We start from the raw sequence: 17,321 nt of genomic DNA, 5'->3' as shown, positions 1-17,321 counted from the left end.
CCCACCCGCGCATTTCGCGCCGACAGGCCCCCAGGGCCTTTGAACAGCAAACTCACCACTTCACCACTTCACCACCTCACCATCTCACCATCTCACCACCTCACCACCTCACCATCTCACCATCTCACCACCTCACCATCTCACCACCTCACCATCTCACCATTTCATCCGCCTTATCCGACGCTTCGGTAACGGCAAGTTTCAGAAGCTCTGGCTGGGAGCCACCTTAGCATCAGCAAACCAATCACGCTTCTACCCTCAACTTCTTACCCCCTTTTCAACCATGAAAAAGTCCCTGTTCACCCTCGCCCTGGTTGCTGCTGCTTTTGCCGCCCTGGCCCAGCAGCCGGCCGCCGCTTCCGCCACATCGGCCACCATTGCCGGTACTGCCGCCGCCCCTGCCGACGCCTATACCGCCATGGTGACGGCCGCCATAACCGAGCTCATGAACACTGCCGACCCGGCCGTGCTGCGGGCCAGCGCCGCCAAAATGGAGCGGGCCGCCGCCGCGAAGCCCCAGGACTGGCTGCCCCGCTACTACCAAGCCTACGCGCTGCTCATCACCGTATTCCAGAGTCCCAAGGATTCTGATGAGGCCAAGGACAAAACCCTTGACCAGGCCGAGGCCGCCCTGGCCCAGGCCCGCAAGCTGGTCGGGGCCGACGAGTCGGAGTTGCTGGTATTGCAGGCCTACATCTATCAGGCCCGAATGGGAGTTTCGCCTGTGCTGCGGGGCATGAAGTACGCCGGCATGGTGAACGAAACCGTGGCCCAGGCCATGCAACGCAACCCCGCTAACCCGCGCGCTTACCTGGTGCAGGCCAACAACGTGTACTTCACGCCCGCCATGTTCGGCGGCGGCCCCGAGGTGGCCAAGCCACTTTACCAGCAGGCCCAGGCCCGCTACGCCGCTTTCAAGCCCGCTTCCAGCCTGGCGCCCAACTGGGGCGAAGGCCAGGTGAACGGCCGGCTGAAAAAGTACGAAACCGCCGCCGTAAAGTAAGCTGCTACAGTTGGGGCCCACGGCTTTTCGGCTGCGGCGCCCCGGCCAACTTCACGCCTTGCGGGGCGGCTTTCCCATTGTTTTGATACCTTCCGCCCCCAATGTATTCCAGGCCCCGCTCGTGAAATCCGCCTTTGTTTCTGCACATGCTGCCCCGGCGGCCGACCAGCCGGCCACGGGGGCCAAACGGAGCATTTCGCGGTATTACCCGCACCGCAACGTCTGGAAAGGACTGGGGCTGATGACGGTGGTGTCGTTTGGGCTGGCGCTGATTTTCAACGGCGGGGGACCGGTCTGGAGCGAAGATTTCCTGGTGACGTTCGGCTACAATTTCTTCTATACCAGCGGGCTGTGGCTGGCCAACGGCTACCCGGCCGAGTGGCTGGGCCGCTACCTCGACTGGACCAAGCACCCCATCCGGCGGTTTCTGCTCACGCTGGCCTTCTCGCTGGTGATGTCGCTGCTGGTCATTCTGCTCGTCGATGGCAGCTTCCGGGTGCTTTACCATCACCGCCCGCTTAGCTCGCTTACCTGGCAGCCGTTCGTGATACCGCTGCTTATTACCCTGTTCGTGTCGCTGTTTCTGCACAGCCGGGCGTTTCTGATGGGCTGGCGCGAAACGGCGCTGCGGGCCGAGCGGCTGCAAACCGAAAACGCCCGCGCCCAGGCCGATTCGCTGCGCCGCCAGCTCGACCCGCACTTCCTGTTCAACTCGCTCAACGCCCTCACCTCGCTGGTCGAGGAGGCGCGCGACCCGGCCCGCGCCACGCGCTTCATCCGCCAGCTCAGCCAGGTGTACCGCTACGTGCTCGATAGCCAGGACCAGGAGCTGGTGCCGCTAACCGAGGAATTGGCCTTCGCCGAGAGCTACCTGTTTTTGCAGCGCACCCGCCTGGGCGAAGGCGTGCAGGTGGAAATGCGCCTGCCCCCGGCGGCTGAACTGGCCGAACTGTACGTGCCCCCGCTGGCCCTGCAACTGCTGCTCGAAAACGCCCTCAAGCACAACGCCACGTCCCGCCACAATCCGCTGCGCCTCATTATCGAGTTTGATTCCGCCAACCGCCAGCTGGTGGTGCGCAACTCGCGCCGCCCCCGCCGCCTGGCCGAGGGCGAATCGACGGGCCTGGGCCTGCCCAACCTACAGGCCCGCTACGCCTTCCTCACGCCCCAACCCGTGCTGATTACCGAATCGGAAACCGAATTCACTGTAACGCTGCCGGTGCTGGAGCTGCGGTAGGGGCAGGGCTGAACGACTGTAGCGCAAAGCTCCAGCTTCGCGTGTCGGTGCTGATTTCCAACGGCTGTCGTTCAACGGTACGCGAAGCTGGAGCTTCGCGCTACGACTGTTCAATTTTTAACGTTTACTTGTCTATTGCCCCTTGAAACCCCTCCGCGCCCTTATTATTGAAGATGAGCCGCTGGCCGCCACGCGCCTGGCCGGGCTGCTGCGAAAACAGCCCATGCTGGTAGAAGTCGTGGGCACGGCCGAATCGGTGGCCGAGGCCGAACAGCTGCTGCGGGCACCCGGCCCCGCGCCCGACGTGCTGCTGCTCGATATTCATTTGGCCGATGGCCTAAGCTTCGAGCTGTTCGAGCGGCTGGAAATCCGCTGCCCCGTCATTTTCACCACGGCCTACGACAAGTACGCGCTGCGCGCTTTCAAAGTCAACAGCGTCGATTACCTGCTCAAACCCATCGACCCTGAGGAGCTGACGGCGGCCTTACAGAAGCTGGTGCAGCGGCAGGCAACGGCCGCCCCGGCCCCGGTGCCCTTCGATGCGGCCCTGCTGGCCCAGGTGCTGGAGCAGGCCCGGCAGCCGGCCCGCGAGTATAAGTCGCGCTTCGTGGTGCGGGTGGGCGAGCACCTCAAGGCCGTGCCGGTCGAGGACATTGCCTACTTCGCCAGCCTCGAAAAAGCCACCCTGCTCCACACCCACGAGGGCCGCCGCCTGGTGGTCGACTACACGCTGGAGCAGCTGGAAAGCCTGCTCGACCCGCGCGAGTTCTTCCGCCTCAACCGCGCCTACCTGGCCCGCGCCACCGCCATCCGCGACATCATCCACTACACCAACTCGCGCCTGCAAACCATCCTCCAGCCCGCCCCCCCCGACAACAACACGGTCCTAGTGAGCCGCGAGAAAGTAAGCACCTTCAAGGAGTGGCTGGATAGGTGAGGTGGTGAGATGGTGAAATGGTGAGTTTGATGTTCTACTTGCGCGATTTGCGCTAATAGGCTTCCAGAACATCAAACTCACCATCTCACCATCTCACCATCTCACCATCTCACCACCTCACCACCTCACCATCCCACCTATCCAACCAAGCCTTTACCGCTCCCGCTTTCTCCCGGCTCACCAACACCTCTTCGCTGGGAGCGGGCTGCAAATCAATCAGTAATTTGCCGTTGAAGTGCGGGTGCAGGCGATGTACGGCGGGTAGCTGGGCAATGAGTTGGCGGTTGAGGCGGAAAAACTGGGTGGGGTCCAGCAGGCTTTCCAGTTGCTCCAGGGTGTAATCGATGATGAAGCGGCGGCCGTCGAGCGTGGCCAGGGTGGTGGTTTCGTGGCGGCTCTGAAACCAAGCGGCCTGGGTGGCGGGCAGCGGCAGCAGCTGCTCGCCGTGGCGCACCAGAAACCGGGATTTGTGCTGGCGCTCGGGCCGGGGCAGCGCGTCGAGCAGGCGCTCCAGACGCTGGGCCGGGGCGTCGGCGGCGGGGGGGCTGGTAGGCCCGGCGGGAGCTGCGGGAGCGGGCCAGCGGCGTAGCTTGGCCAGGGCCGCGGTTAGCTCGGTCAGCTTCACGGGCTTGAGCAGGTAGTCGATGCTATTGGCCCGGAAGGCCCGGATGGCGTAGGCGTCGTAGGCGGTGGTGAAAATGACCGGGCTGCAAACCACCGTCTGCTCGAACACATCGAGGCTCAGGCCGTCGGCCAGCTGAATGTCGGACAGAATCAGGTCGGGGGCGGGGTTGGTATCCAGCCAGTCGAGGGCGCCGGCCACGGTATCGAGCACGGCCAGCACCTGCGCCTCGGGCGCGGCCTGGCGCAACACCCGTTGCAGCCGCTCGGCCGCCGGATACTCGTCTTCGAGCAGCAGAACAGTCATTTCGTTAGAAGGGGGAGGTAAGAGGTGAGAAACGGTACGGGAACCGGGGAGCAAAAAGAACGTCATTCTGAGCGAAGTCGAAGAATCTCGCGTGCTGACGTTGAAGCGGCAGCTAATGTCAGGAATTACTTTGGCACGCGAGATTCTTCGATTTCGCCTCCGGCTTCGCTCAGAATGACGTTCTTTTTATTCCCCGGTCCCGTACCCTTTCTCACCTCTCACCTCTCACCTCTCACCTCTCACCTCTCACCTCTCACCTCCCAGCAGCGGCAGCCGCACCCGAAACCAGCCGGCTTCGGTGGTTACTGTTACGGGGTGGGGCGCTTGCAGCAGCTCGTAGCGGTGGCGCACGTTGCGCAGGCCGGTGCCGGTGCCCGGCACCAAGCCGGCGGGGCGGGGGCGCAATGTGTTTTCGACAGTGAAATAGCCGGTGGCTGCATCGGCGCTCAGGTGCAGGGCCAGCGGCTGCTCGCGGGAGGCTACGTTGTGTTTCAGCGCGTTTTCAACCAGCAGCTGCACGCTTAGCGGGGCTACCCGGCGCTGGTGCAGGGCCGCCGGCACCTGGGTGCGCACTTGCAGGTTGTCGCGGAACCGGGCTTTGTGCAGGGCCAGGTAGGTATCGACGAAAGCCAGCTCTTCGGCCAGCGGAACCGTAGTTTGCTCGCGAGCCAGCAGCACGTAGCGGTACACGTCGGCGAGCTGCTCCACGAAATCCTGGGCCGGCTCGTTTTCGGGCTCGATGAGGGCCGAGAGGGTGTTGAGCGAGTTGAACAGAAAGTGCGGGTCGAGCTGGCTTTGCAGGGCTTCGAGCTGGCTTTGCACCCCGGCGCTTTGCAGTTGCTCGGCCCGGCGCACGTTTTCCTGCCATTTCTGGAAGAAAAAAATTGTTTCGTAGAGCGTTTGGACGACCACCGTCGGGATAAGGTTGAACAAAACGGCGGCCTGCTGCTCGGTCCAGCTCAGCGGAAAATACTGCGGCAGCAACCCGTGCAGTGGCAGGCGCAGTAGCAGTGTAGCGGCAGCTGTAAATAGCACTGAACCCGCTGCCAGTAGCCACAGCCGCCGACTGGTTTGCTCTACCCGCGGCAGCTGGCCCAGCAGCCAGCTCCACAACCACCGGTTGCCAAGCCACAAGAAAGCAGTGAAGTACAGCGCAATGCTATAGTCGACTACCAAGCGCCAGTCCCAGAACGCGTGCCCGTGCCAGCTGCCCGTGGTCAGCGTGATAACCAGCGCCAGCACCGGGATGCCTACCAACAAAAACCGACGGTTGTTCACGTGATTAAAGGTAGTAAGTCAGTGGCGGCTGCACGCAAGATTCTTCGGCCTTGCGCAACATGCCCTGAATGACGTTTTCCACTAAGCACTAAGTAACGGCACCCCGCACAGGGCCAGCGCGAACAGCCCGGCTACGGCCGCGGCGTACAGGGCGGCTCCCAGCCAGGTAAGCAGCACGGCGCGACGGGGTAGCCAGTGGCTGAGGGCCCAGCCCAGCAGCGGCACCATTTGCAAGGAGTGCAGCCCCAGAAAATGGGCGGCCCGCAGGTCGCCGGCGCGGGTGCTCCAGCCCAGGCCCGGCAGGCCGGGGCCGCCGTCGGGCGCGCCTACGGTGTGCTGGCCCAGCCGAATCATAACGCCGCCCAGCACCGAGCCCACCAGAAACAGCCCCAGCCCCAGCCGCACACCCCACACGTAGCCGGCCGGGCCGGCGGGCCGGTGCCGCCACACCAGGTAAACGGCCCAAATCGTCAGCAGCGTGTTCACCAGAATAAACACGCCCATCAGCCCGAATACCACGCCATCGAACAGGCTGGCGTTGTTGTAGTGGGAGGTAGTGCCGCGGGCGGCTTGCAGAAATATGCAGCCGATTTCCACCACCATACTCACCGCCACGCCCCAGCTCAGTCCGCGCACGGCCCGCTGGGCCTGGGCCGGCAACCCGGCCAGCAGCCAGCCCAGCGACCAGACGTACAGCGCCACCGAAACGGCGAATTTGGCGGGCTTAATCCACACCGGCAGGCCCGTTACCACCCGCCCGTCGAAGGGCAGTAGTGCCAGGGCCAGCAGCAGCAAGGCTACGTGCAGCCAGCCCACCGCGCTCAGTACGGGGTTGGCGTGGTGCAGCTGCCGTAACTGGCGGGCCAGCGCGCCAGGCCAGCGGGGGCTGGTGGGGAGTTCCAGCAGGGTTTCAGGAAGTGGTAGACTAGCCATAGCAGTAGGTTTTTACTGGCTGACGGTAGAAATGGAAGCTGTTTTAAGCGGGTAAAAGCGCCGCACTGCCGCGTAGAGCAGCAGTCCCACCGGGCCCAGCAGAAACGTGAGCAGCAGGCAGGGCACCAGCAGCCCGTGGGGCACCCCGCGCCGCCGCGCATCCAGGCTTTCCCAGATGCCCAGGCACATATCGAAGCACAGGTAATGCATCCAGCCGGCCAGTAGCGCCCACGGGTTGCGAAACAGCGCCGCCACCCCGCTCAGCGAGCTGAAACCGCCCTCCGATGCGTGCGCGCCCAGGTAGTGGCCCCCGATAAGCAGGGCGTAGGCAGCGGCCAGCAGCAGGGGCAACGCCCCACTTAGCACCACCCAGCGCGTTATCCGCCAGTGCGGCGCCAGCACCAGCAGGGCCCAGCCCAGCAGGGCCACCGGGTTGGCCACGGCAAACAGAAAGTCGGGGGAAAGTGGCATGAGCAGCAGAGTTGGTTGACGAACCAAAGGTGCTCACGCCCAGCCGTGAAACCTAGCTGTTTGGGGGTGAGCCGAAGCTGGCCGGGGGCGAAGCAGCGGCCCGGTGGGGGTGAGGCGGGGCCGGGTTGCCAACCACCGCGCCACCCGCGCCGTACCTTTGGGCTGTGAAAGCCCGTTCCTTTTTTGTTGTGTTCCCACTGCTGGCCGGGGGGCTGGCTGCCCAGCCGGCACGGGCCGCCAGCCCCCCCGACAGCACTTTCGTGCGCCGGAGCCACCGCCGGGCCGTGTTTCAGATCGATCAGCGCTTTTCCATCATCAACGGCAAAGTGGTGGGCATCAACGGGCTGCGGGGCGGCGTCGAGTGGCGGGGGCGGTGGCGGACCGGCCTGGGGTTTTACCGCCTGTCGGGTGGGCTGCTTACCCGCCAGGCCTTGCCCGAGGGCCTGCCGGCCGGCACCCGCGATGAGGTGCGCTTCCGCTACGTGGCCGGCTACGGCGAATACGTGTTCATCGGCAACCGGCGTTGGGAGCTAAGTACCCCGCTTCAAATCGGCGTGGGCTCTTACTACACCCGGTTTTTCTTTCCCGATGGTCACAGTGAGCGGAGCAGCCGCCGGGTATTGTACCTGGTTGAGCCCTCCGTAGGGGCGCACTACCGCATTTTCCGCTGGGTGGGCATCGGGGCCGGCACGGGCTACCGGCAGGTTTTTGCCTCGGGCCAGCAGCCCGAAGACCAGATCAGCGGCTACATCTTCTTCGCCCGCGCCAAACTCTTTTTGGGCGACCTCTACAAAGTATTCCGCGGCCACGAGCGCCTCCTCAGCCAGGACTGGGGCGAGGATGAATAAGGTTAGATGGTGAGATGGAGAAATGGTGAGTTTGCTGTTCGATGCGGCCATCGGCGCATATGGCGCAATAAGGCTCCGTCAAACAGCAAACTCACCATTTCACCACCTCACTATTTCACCTTGAGCGTAGCTTTCCGGTCGAGTTTTCCGGAGGCGGTGGTTTGGAATTCGGGCACGAAAACCAGCTGCCGGGGCTGCTCGTAGCGGTCCAGGCGCTGGCCCAGCAACTCGCGCAACTGCTGCTGCTGCGTTTCGGGCAGCGCCCCGCCCTCGATAAAGGCCGTCACCTGCTGACCCAGGCGCTCATCGGGGCGGCCGGCCACGAAGGCGCGGCGGTTGAGGCCCAGCTCCATCAGGGCCAGCTCCAGCACCCGCTCTACTTTTTCGGCCGGTACCTTCACGCCGCCGCTGTTTATTATGAAGTCGGCGCGGCCCAGCCACTCGAAGCTGCGGGCGTCGGGGGCCAGGCGGATGAGGTCGTTGGTGATGATGAGCTCGTCGTTCGTAACGTCGGCGCGCACTGTCAGGCAGCCGCGCTCGTCCTGGGCTACCGCAATGCCGGGCAGCACCTGGTAGGCGGAGTTGGCTTGCGGGCCGTTGAGGCGGCGCAGGGCAATATGGGAGGCCGTTTCCGTCATGCCGTAGGTCAGGTACACGGGCACCGTCAGTTCCTCAATTTCGTGGGCCAAACCAGCCTCGACCGGCGCACCGCCCACCAGAATGGCGCGCAGCTGGTTGAGGCGCGGGGCCTGGCCGGCGGCCAGCAGCGCCCGCAGCTGTAACGGCACCAGGGCCGTGAAATCGAACGAGGCGTCGGGCGCTACCAGGGCCAGCGGGTTGGCCTGGGGCTCCACGATGGTCAGGTGCATGCGGCGCTCCAGGCCGCGCACCAGCATCATCAGCCCGCCCACGTACTCGCAGTTCAGGCACACGAGCAGCCGCTCACCGGGCCCCAGGTCGAAATAGTCGCCGGTGCGGCGGGCCGAGGCTTCGAGCTGCTGGCGCCGGAAGTGCACCGGCTGGGGCGGACCCGTCGAGCCCGAGGTGGTCAGGGTGAACTCCTGGGCTCCATTAAGCCACTGGCGCACGAAATCGAGCACGCGGGCCTCGTAGCCGTTGAGCTCGGCCGGGGCCTGGGCGGGGTACTGCCGAATGTCGGCGTAGTAAAATTCGCGGCCGTTGAGCAGCAGGGAATCAGGCAGGCGGAGGGCGGCGCGGTCGGCAGAAACAGAAGCAGAATTCATAAGCAGGGAAGACAGATGTAGACTCGGCGCGAAGTGAGTTGCGAGACGGGTATAAATTTACGTAGCACCGGCGGCCCGGGTGGCAGCATCGGCCCCAGCACCAGCAAAAGCCTCCGGTCAGTCCAACCGTCCAAACAACGGGCAACCGGCAACCGGCAACTGAAAACTGGCAACCGACTAGCGGCTCAGCAGCCAGCGCTGGTAGGCTTCGGCCGAGGGTGCGGAGAGTCGCGCCAGCACCGGCATCAGCACCATATACGCCAGCAGCGCCGGCAGACTGCCCACCAGCCCGTAGGCCAGCAGCAGCGGCAGGCCCGAAAGCAGCAGCAGACTGTTCTGAAGCACCATGCGGCTCTGGTAAACGCGCAGGTTTTCTTCGGCCCGCCGGCGCAGGTTGGGCACCATGCGCCGCCGCAGCCAAAGCAGCCCCAGGCCCGCCAGCAGCGCCCCGCCGGCCAGCAATGCCAGGCCCGGCCCCGAACTCAGCGGAAGCGGCTCCGGCCCGGTAGCCGTCAGCGCCCGGCGCATAGCCAGCACCAACCCGCCCATCAGCAGGCTCTGTACCGCGTAGTGCAGCCAGTGCCGCCGCCGGATGCGGCCGATGGCGCGGTGGAAATCGGGGTTGTTCATCGGGCGGGGATGCGGCAGAGCCAGAAGCTTATCAATTAACCTGCGCCTTGGGAAATAGGCTGATGATAGCCTGAAAAACGTTTGTTATTGAAAAGATGGCCGATTTTTTTTGTATATTAAGCTGTCCACCAGCCCTTACTGCCATGTATGCCTTTGCCCCTACATCCCTGCAGCCGGCCCGAACTTTCGTTTACCACCATTATTCGGCCCTCCGTCGCCGCCTTCAGCGCCTGCGCCTGATGGCCGGAACCATCCGCGAAGCGCGTCGGCGGCGCAGGCAGGAGCGCCACGACGAGCGGATGCGCAGCTTTTACAGCTGGTGCGAAGCCTGCCGCGGCCTGGGTTCCATCTTCTAGGCGCATTCCTGCGAAACGTGGAAGCGGCGGCCCGAGCAGTTCGGGCCGCCGCTTGCACGCTTTAGCGAAGGGGCGCCGGATACTGCCCGGCTACTGCGCCGCCTTTTCGTGCCCGAGGCGGGCAAGCATCGTCTTCATTTGCCCGATTTCCCGCTCCTGAGCCGCAATAATGCTGTCGGCCAGCTGCCGCACTTCGGGGTCGTTGATAGTGGCCCGCTTGCTGACCATAATGGCAATGGAATGGTGCGGAATCATGGCCTTCATCCAGAGCCTATCATCCACAAACGTCTGCGCCCGAACCATCAGCAGCGAGGCAATAAACACCGAAATGCTGCCCGCAATAATCAGCGCGTTGCGGACGGGGTTGGTATACATTTTCAGCATGAACAGCAGCATCACCACGGCCATGGTCGTAATCATGAGCATGGTCATGTAGAAGCGCGTGAGGCTGAAGTACACGTGGTCGAACTCGTAAGTGTTCAGGTACATGACCACGTACATGATGACGAACGACACGGCGAGCATCAGGAAAAAACGGGGGTAGGGGTTATGGTTCATCAGGAGAGCTGGTTGCGTGGAAAGTGCCTTCCTCTACGGTGGCATTCGGCCCGCTGCTATAAAATCCCCCGATTACGTGGCTGATTTGCCTGAATTCTGTACGTGGCAGCCCTACCCCGTGCCGTCAGGCCGTCGGCACGGGGTAGGGCTGCCACGGAATCTGCCGCCACGGGCTGGTGGGCGACTCGACCAGCACTTTGAGGTTGGCGGCCATTTTGCCGTGGTTGGGATTTTCGGGCATCCACATGAGGCGGCCGGCCATGAAGCTGGCGGCCAGGCTTTCCCAGGAGTCGAAGTCGCGCAGGGCCAGGCGGGCCCCCACATCCATAAAGGGCCAGGCCTGCTCCCAGCTCAGGTAGCCGTAATCGTAGCACCAGCGCGCCACGCACACCAGCCGCACGTAGTCCCAGCCCCCGATGTTGGTTACGGGCCGCTTGGCCAGAAACGGGTTGGCCTCGAACTGCCGGTGCCAGTGCAGCGACTCGGTTTTGAGCCGGGGCTGGTACTCGGTGCGGTGGCCTTCGAGCCGCAGCCAGTGTAGGATGTCGTGGGCTTCTTCGGCATCGTTGATGCCCCACCACTCGGCCAGCGAGGCTTTGTCTTCGGCGTAGGGGCCGGGCTTGAGCTGGGCCAGCAGCCGGATGGGCAAATCGGACCAGAAAAACAGCGGCAGCCCCAGCGCCATGGCCCGCACCTCGGTCGGCGCCAGCATCCGGTAGGGCTTGGTCAGGTCGTAGGCATCGAGGTTGCGGGCGCCGTATTGCTCCAGGTTGAAGGTTTCGAGCACCCGGGCATTGCCCTGTCCCGGCCGGAGCTTGCGTAAAAAGTTGGTCAGGCGACTCATAGCAGAACTAAAGCAATCCGGAATGCAGAGGACGATGAAGGCCAAACTACTAAAAAAAGGGTTTGCGCCGCAGCACAAACCCTTTTTTCAACCGGCCGCAAATAGCAGTTACGGAAACTTGGGATACTTGTCAAAGTCGGGCTGGCGCTTCTCGATGAAGGCGTTGCGGCCCTCCTTGGCCTCCTCGCTCAGGTAGTAGAGCAGCGTGGCGTTGCCGGCCAGCTCCTGAATGCCGGCCTGTCCGTCGAGTTCGGCGTTGAGGCTCGACTTGAGCATGCGCAACGCCAGTGGGCTGCGCTGCAGAATTTTGTTGCACCAGGCCACGGTGGTTTCCTCCAGCTTATCGAGGGGCACCACGGTGTTTACCAGGCCCATATCGAGGGCTTCCTGAGCGTCGTACTGGTCGCAGAGGAACCAGATTTCGCGGGCCTTCTTCTGGCCCACCACGCGCGCCAGGTACGAGGCGCCGAAGCCGCCATCGAACGAGCCCACCTTGGGGCCGGTCTGGCCGAAGCGGGCGTTGTCGGCGGCAATGGTCAGGTCGCAAACCACGTGCAGCACGTGCCCGCCCCCGATGGCCCAGCCGGCCACCATGGCAATTACAGGCTTGGGCAAGGACCGAATCAGCTTCTGCAGATCGAGTACGTTGAGGCGGGGCACGGCGTCCTCGCCCACGTAGCCGCCGTGGCCGCGCACGCTCTGGTCGCCGCCCGAGCAGAAGGCCTTGCCGCCCTCACCCGTAAACACCACCACGCCGATATCGGTTCGGTCGCGGCAGATATGCATGGCCTCAATCATCTCCTGCACCGTGAGCGGCGTGAAGGCGTTGTGCACCTCGGGCCGGTTGATGCTGATTTTGGCGATGCCGCCGTGCTGAGTGAAGAGAATTTCCTTGAACTCCTTGATCGGGGTCCAGTCAATTTTTTCTGACATAGTAGAAGAGGTATTAGTTGTAAGAAAATTTGCTCAGGATGGCGAACTGAAGGAGGTGCGCACCAAAGTACGGTACTGCTCAAAAAACTCGGCGTTGGTTTTCGAGTCGGTAAAGACTTCGAGCAGAGTCGCGCCGCCTTCGGCCGTCAGGAAAACCGGCAAGGCGGCGTCAAGTTCAGCGAAAGTAGAAATTGGGAAGTAGCGCAGCCCAAAGTCGCGGGCCGTATTCTCGGCTGTCAGCGGCTGGCGCGTTTCGAAAAACTCCTCCAGCTCGGGCTGCTGGCGGGGCCCGTCGATGAGGCGGAAGATGCCGCCCGCGTGGTTGTTGAGCAGCACGACGCGCAGGTTGGGCACCGGGTAGTTGTGCCAGAATGCGTTGCGGTCGTAAAAAAACGCCACGTCGCCGGTGAGCAGCACCACCGGCCGGTTGGGCTGGGCCAGCGCCGCGCCTACGGCCGTGCTCGTGCAGCCATCAATGCCGCTGGTGCCGCGGTTGGCAAACACCTCGGCCCCGTGCCCGGCCGGCAAGCCCAGAATATTGGCATAGCGCACCGCCATGCTGTTGGCCAGGTGCAGCGCCGCGCCGTCGGGCAGCAGTTGCAGCGCCCGGAAAATGGTAGTGAACTCGTTGAAGGGCTGCTCGGGCTGCTGCATAAAGCCCGCCAGCAGGCCGCCGGCCCAGTTCTCGGCCGCCAGCCAGGGCCGCAGGTAGGCGGTTTTGGCCGTGTCCGTTTCAGTTGGCGCGGACCAGTTAAGACGGGGCCGCGGGGCCACCCGGGTAGCGTCGGCGGGCAGCACGTTGCGGTCCGGCGCGGCAGTCTCGAAAGGAAAAGCCACCTTCTCGTTCAGGCCCTCCGAATCCTCGTTTCCGATGCTTAGCGCGGCGAAGAAATCAGCCGGCTCCATCCGAATAACCTGGGTGAGCGACTGGAAGGTGTCGGCCACCGGGCCGGCGGCCTGGACGTGCCAGTGTTGGGTGGGGCGGTGCTGGCGCAGGTAGAGCTTGAGCGCCTTGGAAATAAGCGACTGGCCGAAGGTGATGAGCATCTCGGGCCGTAGCGCCTCCTTGAGGCCGGGCCCGGGCACGGCCAGAAACACATCCTGCCGGCCGATAAAGCGCGGGTGCTGGTTGAGGCTGGCGGCGGTGGGCTGGTGCAGGTTGGCAATCAGGTCGCCCACTACCGGCACCTGCCAGGCGGTGGCAAACCCGCGCAACGCCAGCTGCAAGGCTACATCGGCCGGGTGCTGGCCGCTTACTACCAGCACGCGGCTGGTGTCACGCAACGTTTCGCGCAGCTCCTGGAGCGTGGCGGCGGGCAGCTGGGGGCGGCCGGGCAGCTCGCGCGTTACTTTCACCGGCCCGAATGCCAGCTCCTCGCCAGGCTTGGGGTAGAAGGGCTCGCGCAACGGCACGTTTACCTGCACCGGCCCGGCCGGAAACTGCTCGGCCAGGTTGATGGCCTCGCCCACGAGGCGCGCCGCGTGCCACCGGGCGTCGGGGTGGATGGTGTCGGGGGGGAAGGTGAACGAGCCTTTGGCGTGGCGGCCGTACAGGTCGGTCTGGCGGATGGTCTGGCCGTCGAGCTGGTCAATCCATTCCGGGGGGCGGTCGGCCGTGAATACCACCAGCGGAATCTGCTGGAAAAAGGCTTCGGCCACGGCGGGCGCGTAGTTGAGGCCGGCCGTGCCCGAGGTGCACACCAGCGCCACCGCCCGCCGCTGGGCCTGGGCCAGCCCGAGGCCGATGAAGGCGGCGGCCCGCTCGTCGGGCACCGTGCGCACCGTAATGGCCGGGTGGCGCGCAAAGGCAATGGTCAGCGGCGCGCACCGGCTGCCCGGCGACAACACCACGTCCGTAATGCCCAGCTGCGCGCAGATTTCGGGGATGTTATGAACGGCTTGCAGAGTGCTGGACATGGATGGTAATTGAGTTGATAGAAGAACGGTGTCATGCTGAGCGAAGCCGGAGGCGAAGTCGAAGCATCTCGCGGGCAATAGTAACCCTGACGTTTGGTTAGCATTGCAGTAGAGATGCTTCGACTCCGCTCATCATGACAGTTCTTCACTCCAAAACTGCCCCAATGGTCCGAAGTTTCAGCTCCGTTTCCTGCCACTCTTTGGTGGGGTCGGAGTCGGGGGTGAGGCCAGTGCCGGCGTAGAGTACGGCTTGCTGGGGGCGCAGTTGCAGGCAGCGCAGGTTGACGTAGAGGCGGGACGCGCCGGGCTCGGGCAGGTTCACGGGGCCCAGGAAACCGGCGTAGTAGGCCCGGTCGTAGCCTTCGTGCTGCTTGAGAAAATCCAGCGCGGCCTGCCGGGGCATGCCGCTGACGGCGGAGGTGGGGTGCAGCAGCCGCAGCATGTCGGTGCCCAGCGTGGCGAAGGGCACGTTGTGCAAATCCACCGCGAAATCGGTGCGCAGGTGCAGCACGTCGCCGGCGGCCACGGTGCGCGGGCCGGTTTCCTGGTACTCGCGCAGCCGCAGCTGCTTGAAGCAGTTCACGATGTAGCGGGCCACCAGGGCCTGCTCCTCGATTTCCTTCTGCCGCCAGATGGCCTCGCTCGGGGCGTGGCCGGGCAGCAGCGGCTGGGTGCCGGCCAGCGCCATCGTCCGGAATACCTGGTCTTCGCCCACCTCGGCCAGCACCTCGGGCGTGGCCCCCAGCCAGGTGCCGGCCCCCGGCGCGCTCACCAGCGACACAAACGCCGTGGGGTAGCGGGCCTGCAACTCCTCAAACGCCCGCAGCGCATCAAACCCTTCCGGCAGCGCCCGGTGCACCGCCCGGCTCGACACCACTTTTTGCACCGTACCGGCCCGCATAGCTGCCACGCCCGCCCGCACCAGGGCCTCGTACTCGGGCTGGGTGGCGGGGCGCGGGGCGTGGCGGGGCCGCACGTGCCAGGCCAAAGGGCCCGGGTCGGGCAGCGCGGCGAACTGCTGCCGCAGCTGGGGCAGCCGGGCGGCGGCGGCGGAACTCACGCGCACCTCGTCGGGCCGGGCCAGGTCGAAGTACAGGTCGGCGGGCAGAAACAGCGGCGGGTTGTGGTCGGAATCCTGGAAAGGGAAGAAAGCGAAACCGGCCGGGGCGCTGGCCTCCAGCGCCGGCGGCAACCCCACGTAGGCCGCCTCCACCCGCAAGCTTAGGCACAGCCGGGCGTGCGCCGCGCCGGGCAGCCGCCACAGCGCCACCGGCCGGCCGCTGCTCAGGGCCAGCGCCACCAGCCGCCGCAGGCGTTGCGGCGGCGTCAGGTCGGGGTTCCAGGCAACGGTTTGGAGCATGTCGGGGGCTTTAAGGGGCTTGGAGGAATTAGTGTTGGGGAGAACTTAAAAGGCCGTCATGCTGAGCGAAGCCGGAGGCGTAGTCGAAGCATCTCTACCGCAATAGTAATTCCTGACGACAGAGTTAGCATGGCAGTAGAGATGCTTCGGCTACGCTCAGCATGACAGTTCCCTTTTGCATCCCATTCCCGTACCGTTTCTCACTTCTCACTTCTCACTTCTCACTTCTCACTTCTCCACATCAATAACCGCCATGGTAATGCGGCTGATGCAGACCAGAGCGCCGGTTTGCTCGTGGGTGATGCGGATTTCCCAGACCTGGGTGCGGCGGCCCACGTGCAGGGCCGTGGCCCGGCCGATGACGTGGCCGTCGCGCACGCCTTTGATGTGGTTGGCGTTGATTTCCAAGCCCACGCAGGCTTGCTTGGTGGGGTCGGGCAGGCGGGTGTGGGCGGCAATGCTGCCCAGCGTTTCAGCCAGCGCCACCGAGGCGCCGCCGTGCAGCAGGCCCATGGGCTGGTGGGTGCGGCCATCGACCGGCATGCGGCCTTCGAGGTAGTCGGGCGTGAGGGCGGTCAGCTCGATGCCCAGCGCATCGGCTAGGGTGGGGCGGGTGTTGACCCAGTGCTTGAGTTGGTCGAGAGTCATATGAAGGAAAATGAGCCGCGGGCTTTAAGCTACAAGCTGCAAGCTCGTTCAAGTACCTACGGCTAATAGCTTGCCGCTTGTGGCTTAAAGCCCAAAAGCTTGCAGCTTGCCGCCAAAAGCTTGTAGCTTTAGAAACCAAACCGCAAAACTAGGGGGAAAGTGAGCGTCAAAAAAATATACCTGATTCGCCACGGGCAAACCGACTTCAACGTGCGCGGCATCGTGCAGGGCAGCGGCATCGATTCGTCGCTCAACGAGGCCGGCCGGCGGCAGGCGGCGCGCTTTTTTGCCGCCTACAGCCACGTGGCCTTCGATAAGGTATATACCTCGTTGCTGCGCCGCACCCACGAGTCGGTGGCCGGGTTCCTGGCCCTGGGCCTGCCCCACGAGGCCCACGGGGGCTTAAACGAAATCGGCTGGGGCACCCGCGAGGGCACCCGCATCACGCCCGAGGAAGACGAAGAGTACCACGGCGTGCTCCAGAGCTGGCGGGCGGGCAACACGGCTACCGCCCTCGAAGGCGGCGAGAGTCCCGATGAAGTGGCCGCCCGGCAGCGCCCGTTTATCGAGCTGCTCACCAGCCGGCCTCACGAGCAGACGGTGCTCGTGTGCATGCACGGCCGGGCCATGCGGGTGCTGCTGTGCCAGCTGCTGCACTACCCGCTCAGCCAGATGGAAAACTTCGAGCACCACAACCTGGGCCTCTACGAGCTGGAGTACACTGGCTCGCTGTTCACGGTGCGCAATTTTCTCGACGTGCGCCACCTGGCCTGACCACGGATTTCAGAGGGGAAGGCCGGGTTTCTTTGCTTTAGCGCAATTTTCAGGTTGCGGTACAGGATGTAGAGACGCACTAGTTGGAGTCTCGTCGTTGAACAGCTCAGTAGAACAACGTCAGCAACGACGAGACGCAACATGTTGCGTCTCTACATCCTGTTCACGAACTCGAAATTTGCTTCAGGTCTGTTGTTATTTCACGCAGGGGCGCGGGGTGGGCGGCGCCGAGTCTGGCAGGGTAGTTCGACGGCCACTGCGAAACCCTGCCTCATCCACCCCGCGACCCTGCGTGAAATAAACCAGCTAAGCAGGCACGGCTATCGGAAGCCGGCGAAAATTCGCCATCTCCCAGGCTGGCTCCGGCAAACAGCTTTCGTTTGCTCCCCCGAATTTTCGGGCTAATTTTGGCCCTACTCAAT

18 protein-coding genes are annotated in these 17,321 nt (G+C 64.1%); 6 read left to right on the top strand and 12 right to left on the bottom strand.

The window, feature by feature from the left end:
- The first annotated feature begins 283 nt into the window (after window positions 1-283).
- The 3 genes from BMY67_RS10805 to BMY67_RS10795 all read left to right on the top strand — a co-directional run bounded on the left by BMY67_RS10805 (window position 284) and on the right by BMY67_RS10795 (window position 3,177).
- The gene (locus tag BMY67_RS10805; RefSeq protein WP_092771296.1) at window positions 284-1,003 is read left to right on the top strand and encodes a hypothetical protein; all 720 of its coding nucleotides are present in this window, start codon (window positions 284-286) and stop codon (window positions 1,001-1,003) included.
- 121 nt (window positions 1,004-1,124) lie between these two features.
- Window positions 1,125-2,240, top strand: coding sequence for a sensor histidine kinase (locus BMY67_RS10800; protein ID WP_177189786.1), 1,116 nt, complete (start codon window positions 1,125-1,127; stop codon window positions 2,238-2,240).
- A 142-nt stretch (window positions 2,241-2,382) separates the two neighbouring features.
- Window positions 2,383-3,177 (top strand): LytR/AlgR family response regulator transcription factor, encoded by a 795-nt coding sequence (locus BMY67_RS10795; RefSeq protein WP_245744998.1) that lies wholly within the window; start codon window positions 2,383-2,385, stop codon window positions 3,175-3,177.
- A 109-nt stretch (window positions 3,178-3,286) separates the two neighbouring features.
- Here the strand turns inward: BMY67_RS10795 and BMY67_RS10790 are convergent, their stop codons facing one another.
- From BMY67_RS10790 to BMY67_RS10775, 4 genes are all read right to left on the bottom strand, one after another.
- Window positions 3,287-4,105, bottom strand: a complete 819-nt coding sequence (locus BMY67_RS10790; RefSeq protein ID WP_092771292.1) for a LytR/AlgR family response regulator transcription factor — start codon at window positions 4,103-4,105, stop codon at window positions 3,287-3,289.
- Window positions 4,106-4,351: 246 nt separating this feature from the next.
- On the bottom strand, window positions 4,352-5,383 hold the full coding sequence (locus BMY67_RS10785) for a sensor histidine kinase (protein WP_092771290.1): 1,032 nt from the start codon (window positions 5,381-5,383) through the stop codon (window positions 4,352-4,354).
- A gap of 81 nt (window positions 5,384-5,464) precedes the next feature.
- Window positions 5,465-6,316 carry a hypothetical protein gene (locus BMY67_RS10780; RefSeq protein ID WP_092771288.1) on the bottom strand — a complete coding sequence of 284 codons (852 nt, stop codon included), beginning with the start codon at window positions 6,314-6,316 and terminating at the stop codon, window positions 5,465-5,467.
- Window positions 6,317-6,328: 12 nt separating this feature from the next.
- Window positions 6,329-6,787: an ABA4-like family protein gene (locus BMY67_RS10775; RefSeq protein WP_092771286.1), complete on the bottom strand. Its 459-nt coding sequence runs from the start codon at window positions 6,785-6,787 to the stop codon at window positions 6,329-6,331.
- 188 nt (window positions 6,788-6,975) lie between these two features.
- Here BMY67_RS10775 and BMY67_RS10770 point away from each other — a divergent pair, with 188 nt between their 5' ends.
- A complete protein-coding gene (locus tag BMY67_RS10770; protein ID WP_092771284.1) occupies window positions 6,976-7,635 on the top strand; it encodes a hypothetical protein in 660 nt (219 codons plus the stop codon).
- A gap of 110 nt (window positions 7,636-7,745) precedes the next feature.
- Here BMY67_RS10770 and BMY67_RS10765 read toward each other — a convergent pair whose 3' ends face one another.
- Together BMY67_RS10765 and BMY67_RS10760 are read right to left on the bottom strand one after the other, a co-directional pair.
- A complete protein-coding gene (locus BMY67_RS10765) occupies window positions 7,746-8,879 on the bottom strand; it encodes an AMP-binding protein (protein ID WP_092771282.1) in 1,134 nt (377 codons plus the stop codon).
- A gap of 177 nt (window positions 8,880-9,056) precedes the next feature.
- Window positions 9,057-9,509 carry a hypothetical protein gene (locus tag BMY67_RS10760; RefSeq protein ID WP_092771279.1) on the bottom strand — a complete coding sequence of 151 codons (453 nt, stop codon included), beginning with the start codon at window positions 9,507-9,509 and terminating at the stop codon, window positions 9,057-9,059.
- Window positions 9,510-9,652: 143 nt separating this feature from the next.
- On the opposite strand from BMY67_RS10760, the gene BMY67_RS10755 reads away from it, so the two are divergent.
- Window positions 9,653-9,865 (top strand): hypothetical protein, encoded by a 213-nt coding sequence (locus tag BMY67_RS10755; RefSeq protein WP_092771277.1) that lies wholly within the window; start codon window positions 9,653-9,655, stop codon window positions 9,863-9,865.
- Between the two features lie 90 nt (window positions 9,866-9,955).
- Here the strand turns inward: BMY67_RS10755 and BMY67_RS10750 are convergent, their stop codons facing one another.
- The 6 genes from BMY67_RS10750 to BMY67_RS10725 all read right to left on the bottom strand — a co-directional run bounded on the left by BMY67_RS10750 (window position 9,956) and on the right by BMY67_RS10725 (window position 16,125).
- Window positions 9,956-10,423, bottom strand: coding sequence for a DUF305 domain-containing protein (locus BMY67_RS10750; RefSeq protein ID WP_092771275.1), 468 nt, complete (start codon window positions 10,421-10,423; stop codon window positions 9,956-9,958).
- A gap of 124 nt (window positions 10,424-10,547) precedes the next feature.
- Entirely contained in the window at window positions 10,548-11,267 is a 720-nt protein-coding gene (locus BMY67_RS10745; RefSeq protein ID WP_092771273.1) for a DUF1266 domain-containing protein, read from the bottom strand.
- 108 nt (window positions 11,268-11,375) lie between these two features.
- Window positions 11,376-12,200 (bottom strand): 1,4-dihydroxy-2-naphthoyl-CoA synthase, encoded by an 825-nt coding sequence (gene menB, locus BMY67_RS10740; protein ID WP_092771271.1) that lies wholly within the window; start codon window positions 12,198-12,200, stop codon window positions 11,376-11,378.
- 33 nt (window positions 12,201-12,233) lie between these two features.
- Window positions 12,234-14,117 (bottom strand): 2-succinyl-5-enolpyruvyl-6-hydroxy-3-cyclohexene-1-carboxylic-acid synthase, encoded by a 1,884-nt coding sequence (menD, locus tag BMY67_RS10735; protein WP_092771269.1) that lies wholly within the window; start codon window positions 14,115-14,117, stop codon window positions 12,234-12,236.
- Between the two features lie 145 nt (window positions 14,118-14,262).
- Window positions 14,263-15,477, bottom strand: coding sequence for a chorismate-binding protein (locus BMY67_RS10730; RefSeq protein ID WP_092771267.1), 1,215 nt, complete (start codon window positions 15,475-15,477; stop codon window positions 14,263-14,265).
- 228 nt (window positions 15,478-15,705) lie between these two features.
- Window positions 15,706-16,125: a hotdog fold thioesterase gene (locus BMY67_RS10725; RefSeq protein ID WP_092771265.1), complete on the bottom strand. Its 420-nt coding sequence runs from the start codon at window positions 16,123-16,125 to the stop codon at window positions 15,706-15,708.
- Between the two features lie 159 nt (window positions 16,126-16,284).
- Here BMY67_RS10725 and BMY67_RS10720 point away from each other — a divergent pair, with 159 nt between their 5' ends.
- A complete protein-coding gene (locus BMY67_RS10720; protein WP_092771262.1) occupies window positions 16,285-16,899 on the top strand; it encodes a histidine phosphatase family protein in 615 nt (204 codons plus the stop codon).
- The last annotated feature ends 422 nt before the right edge of the window (window positions 16,900-17,321 follow it).

The sequence above is a fragment of the Hymenobacter actinosclerus genome, assembly GCF_900111515.1.
In the GTDB taxonomy this organism is placed as follows: domain Bacteria; phylum Bacteroidota; class Bacteroidia; order Cytophagales; family Hymenobacteraceae; genus Hymenobacter; species Hymenobacter actinosclerus.
The sequence above is the reverse complement of the archived record's forward strand: the minus strand, read 5'-3'. Positions and strand labels throughout refer to the sequence as shown.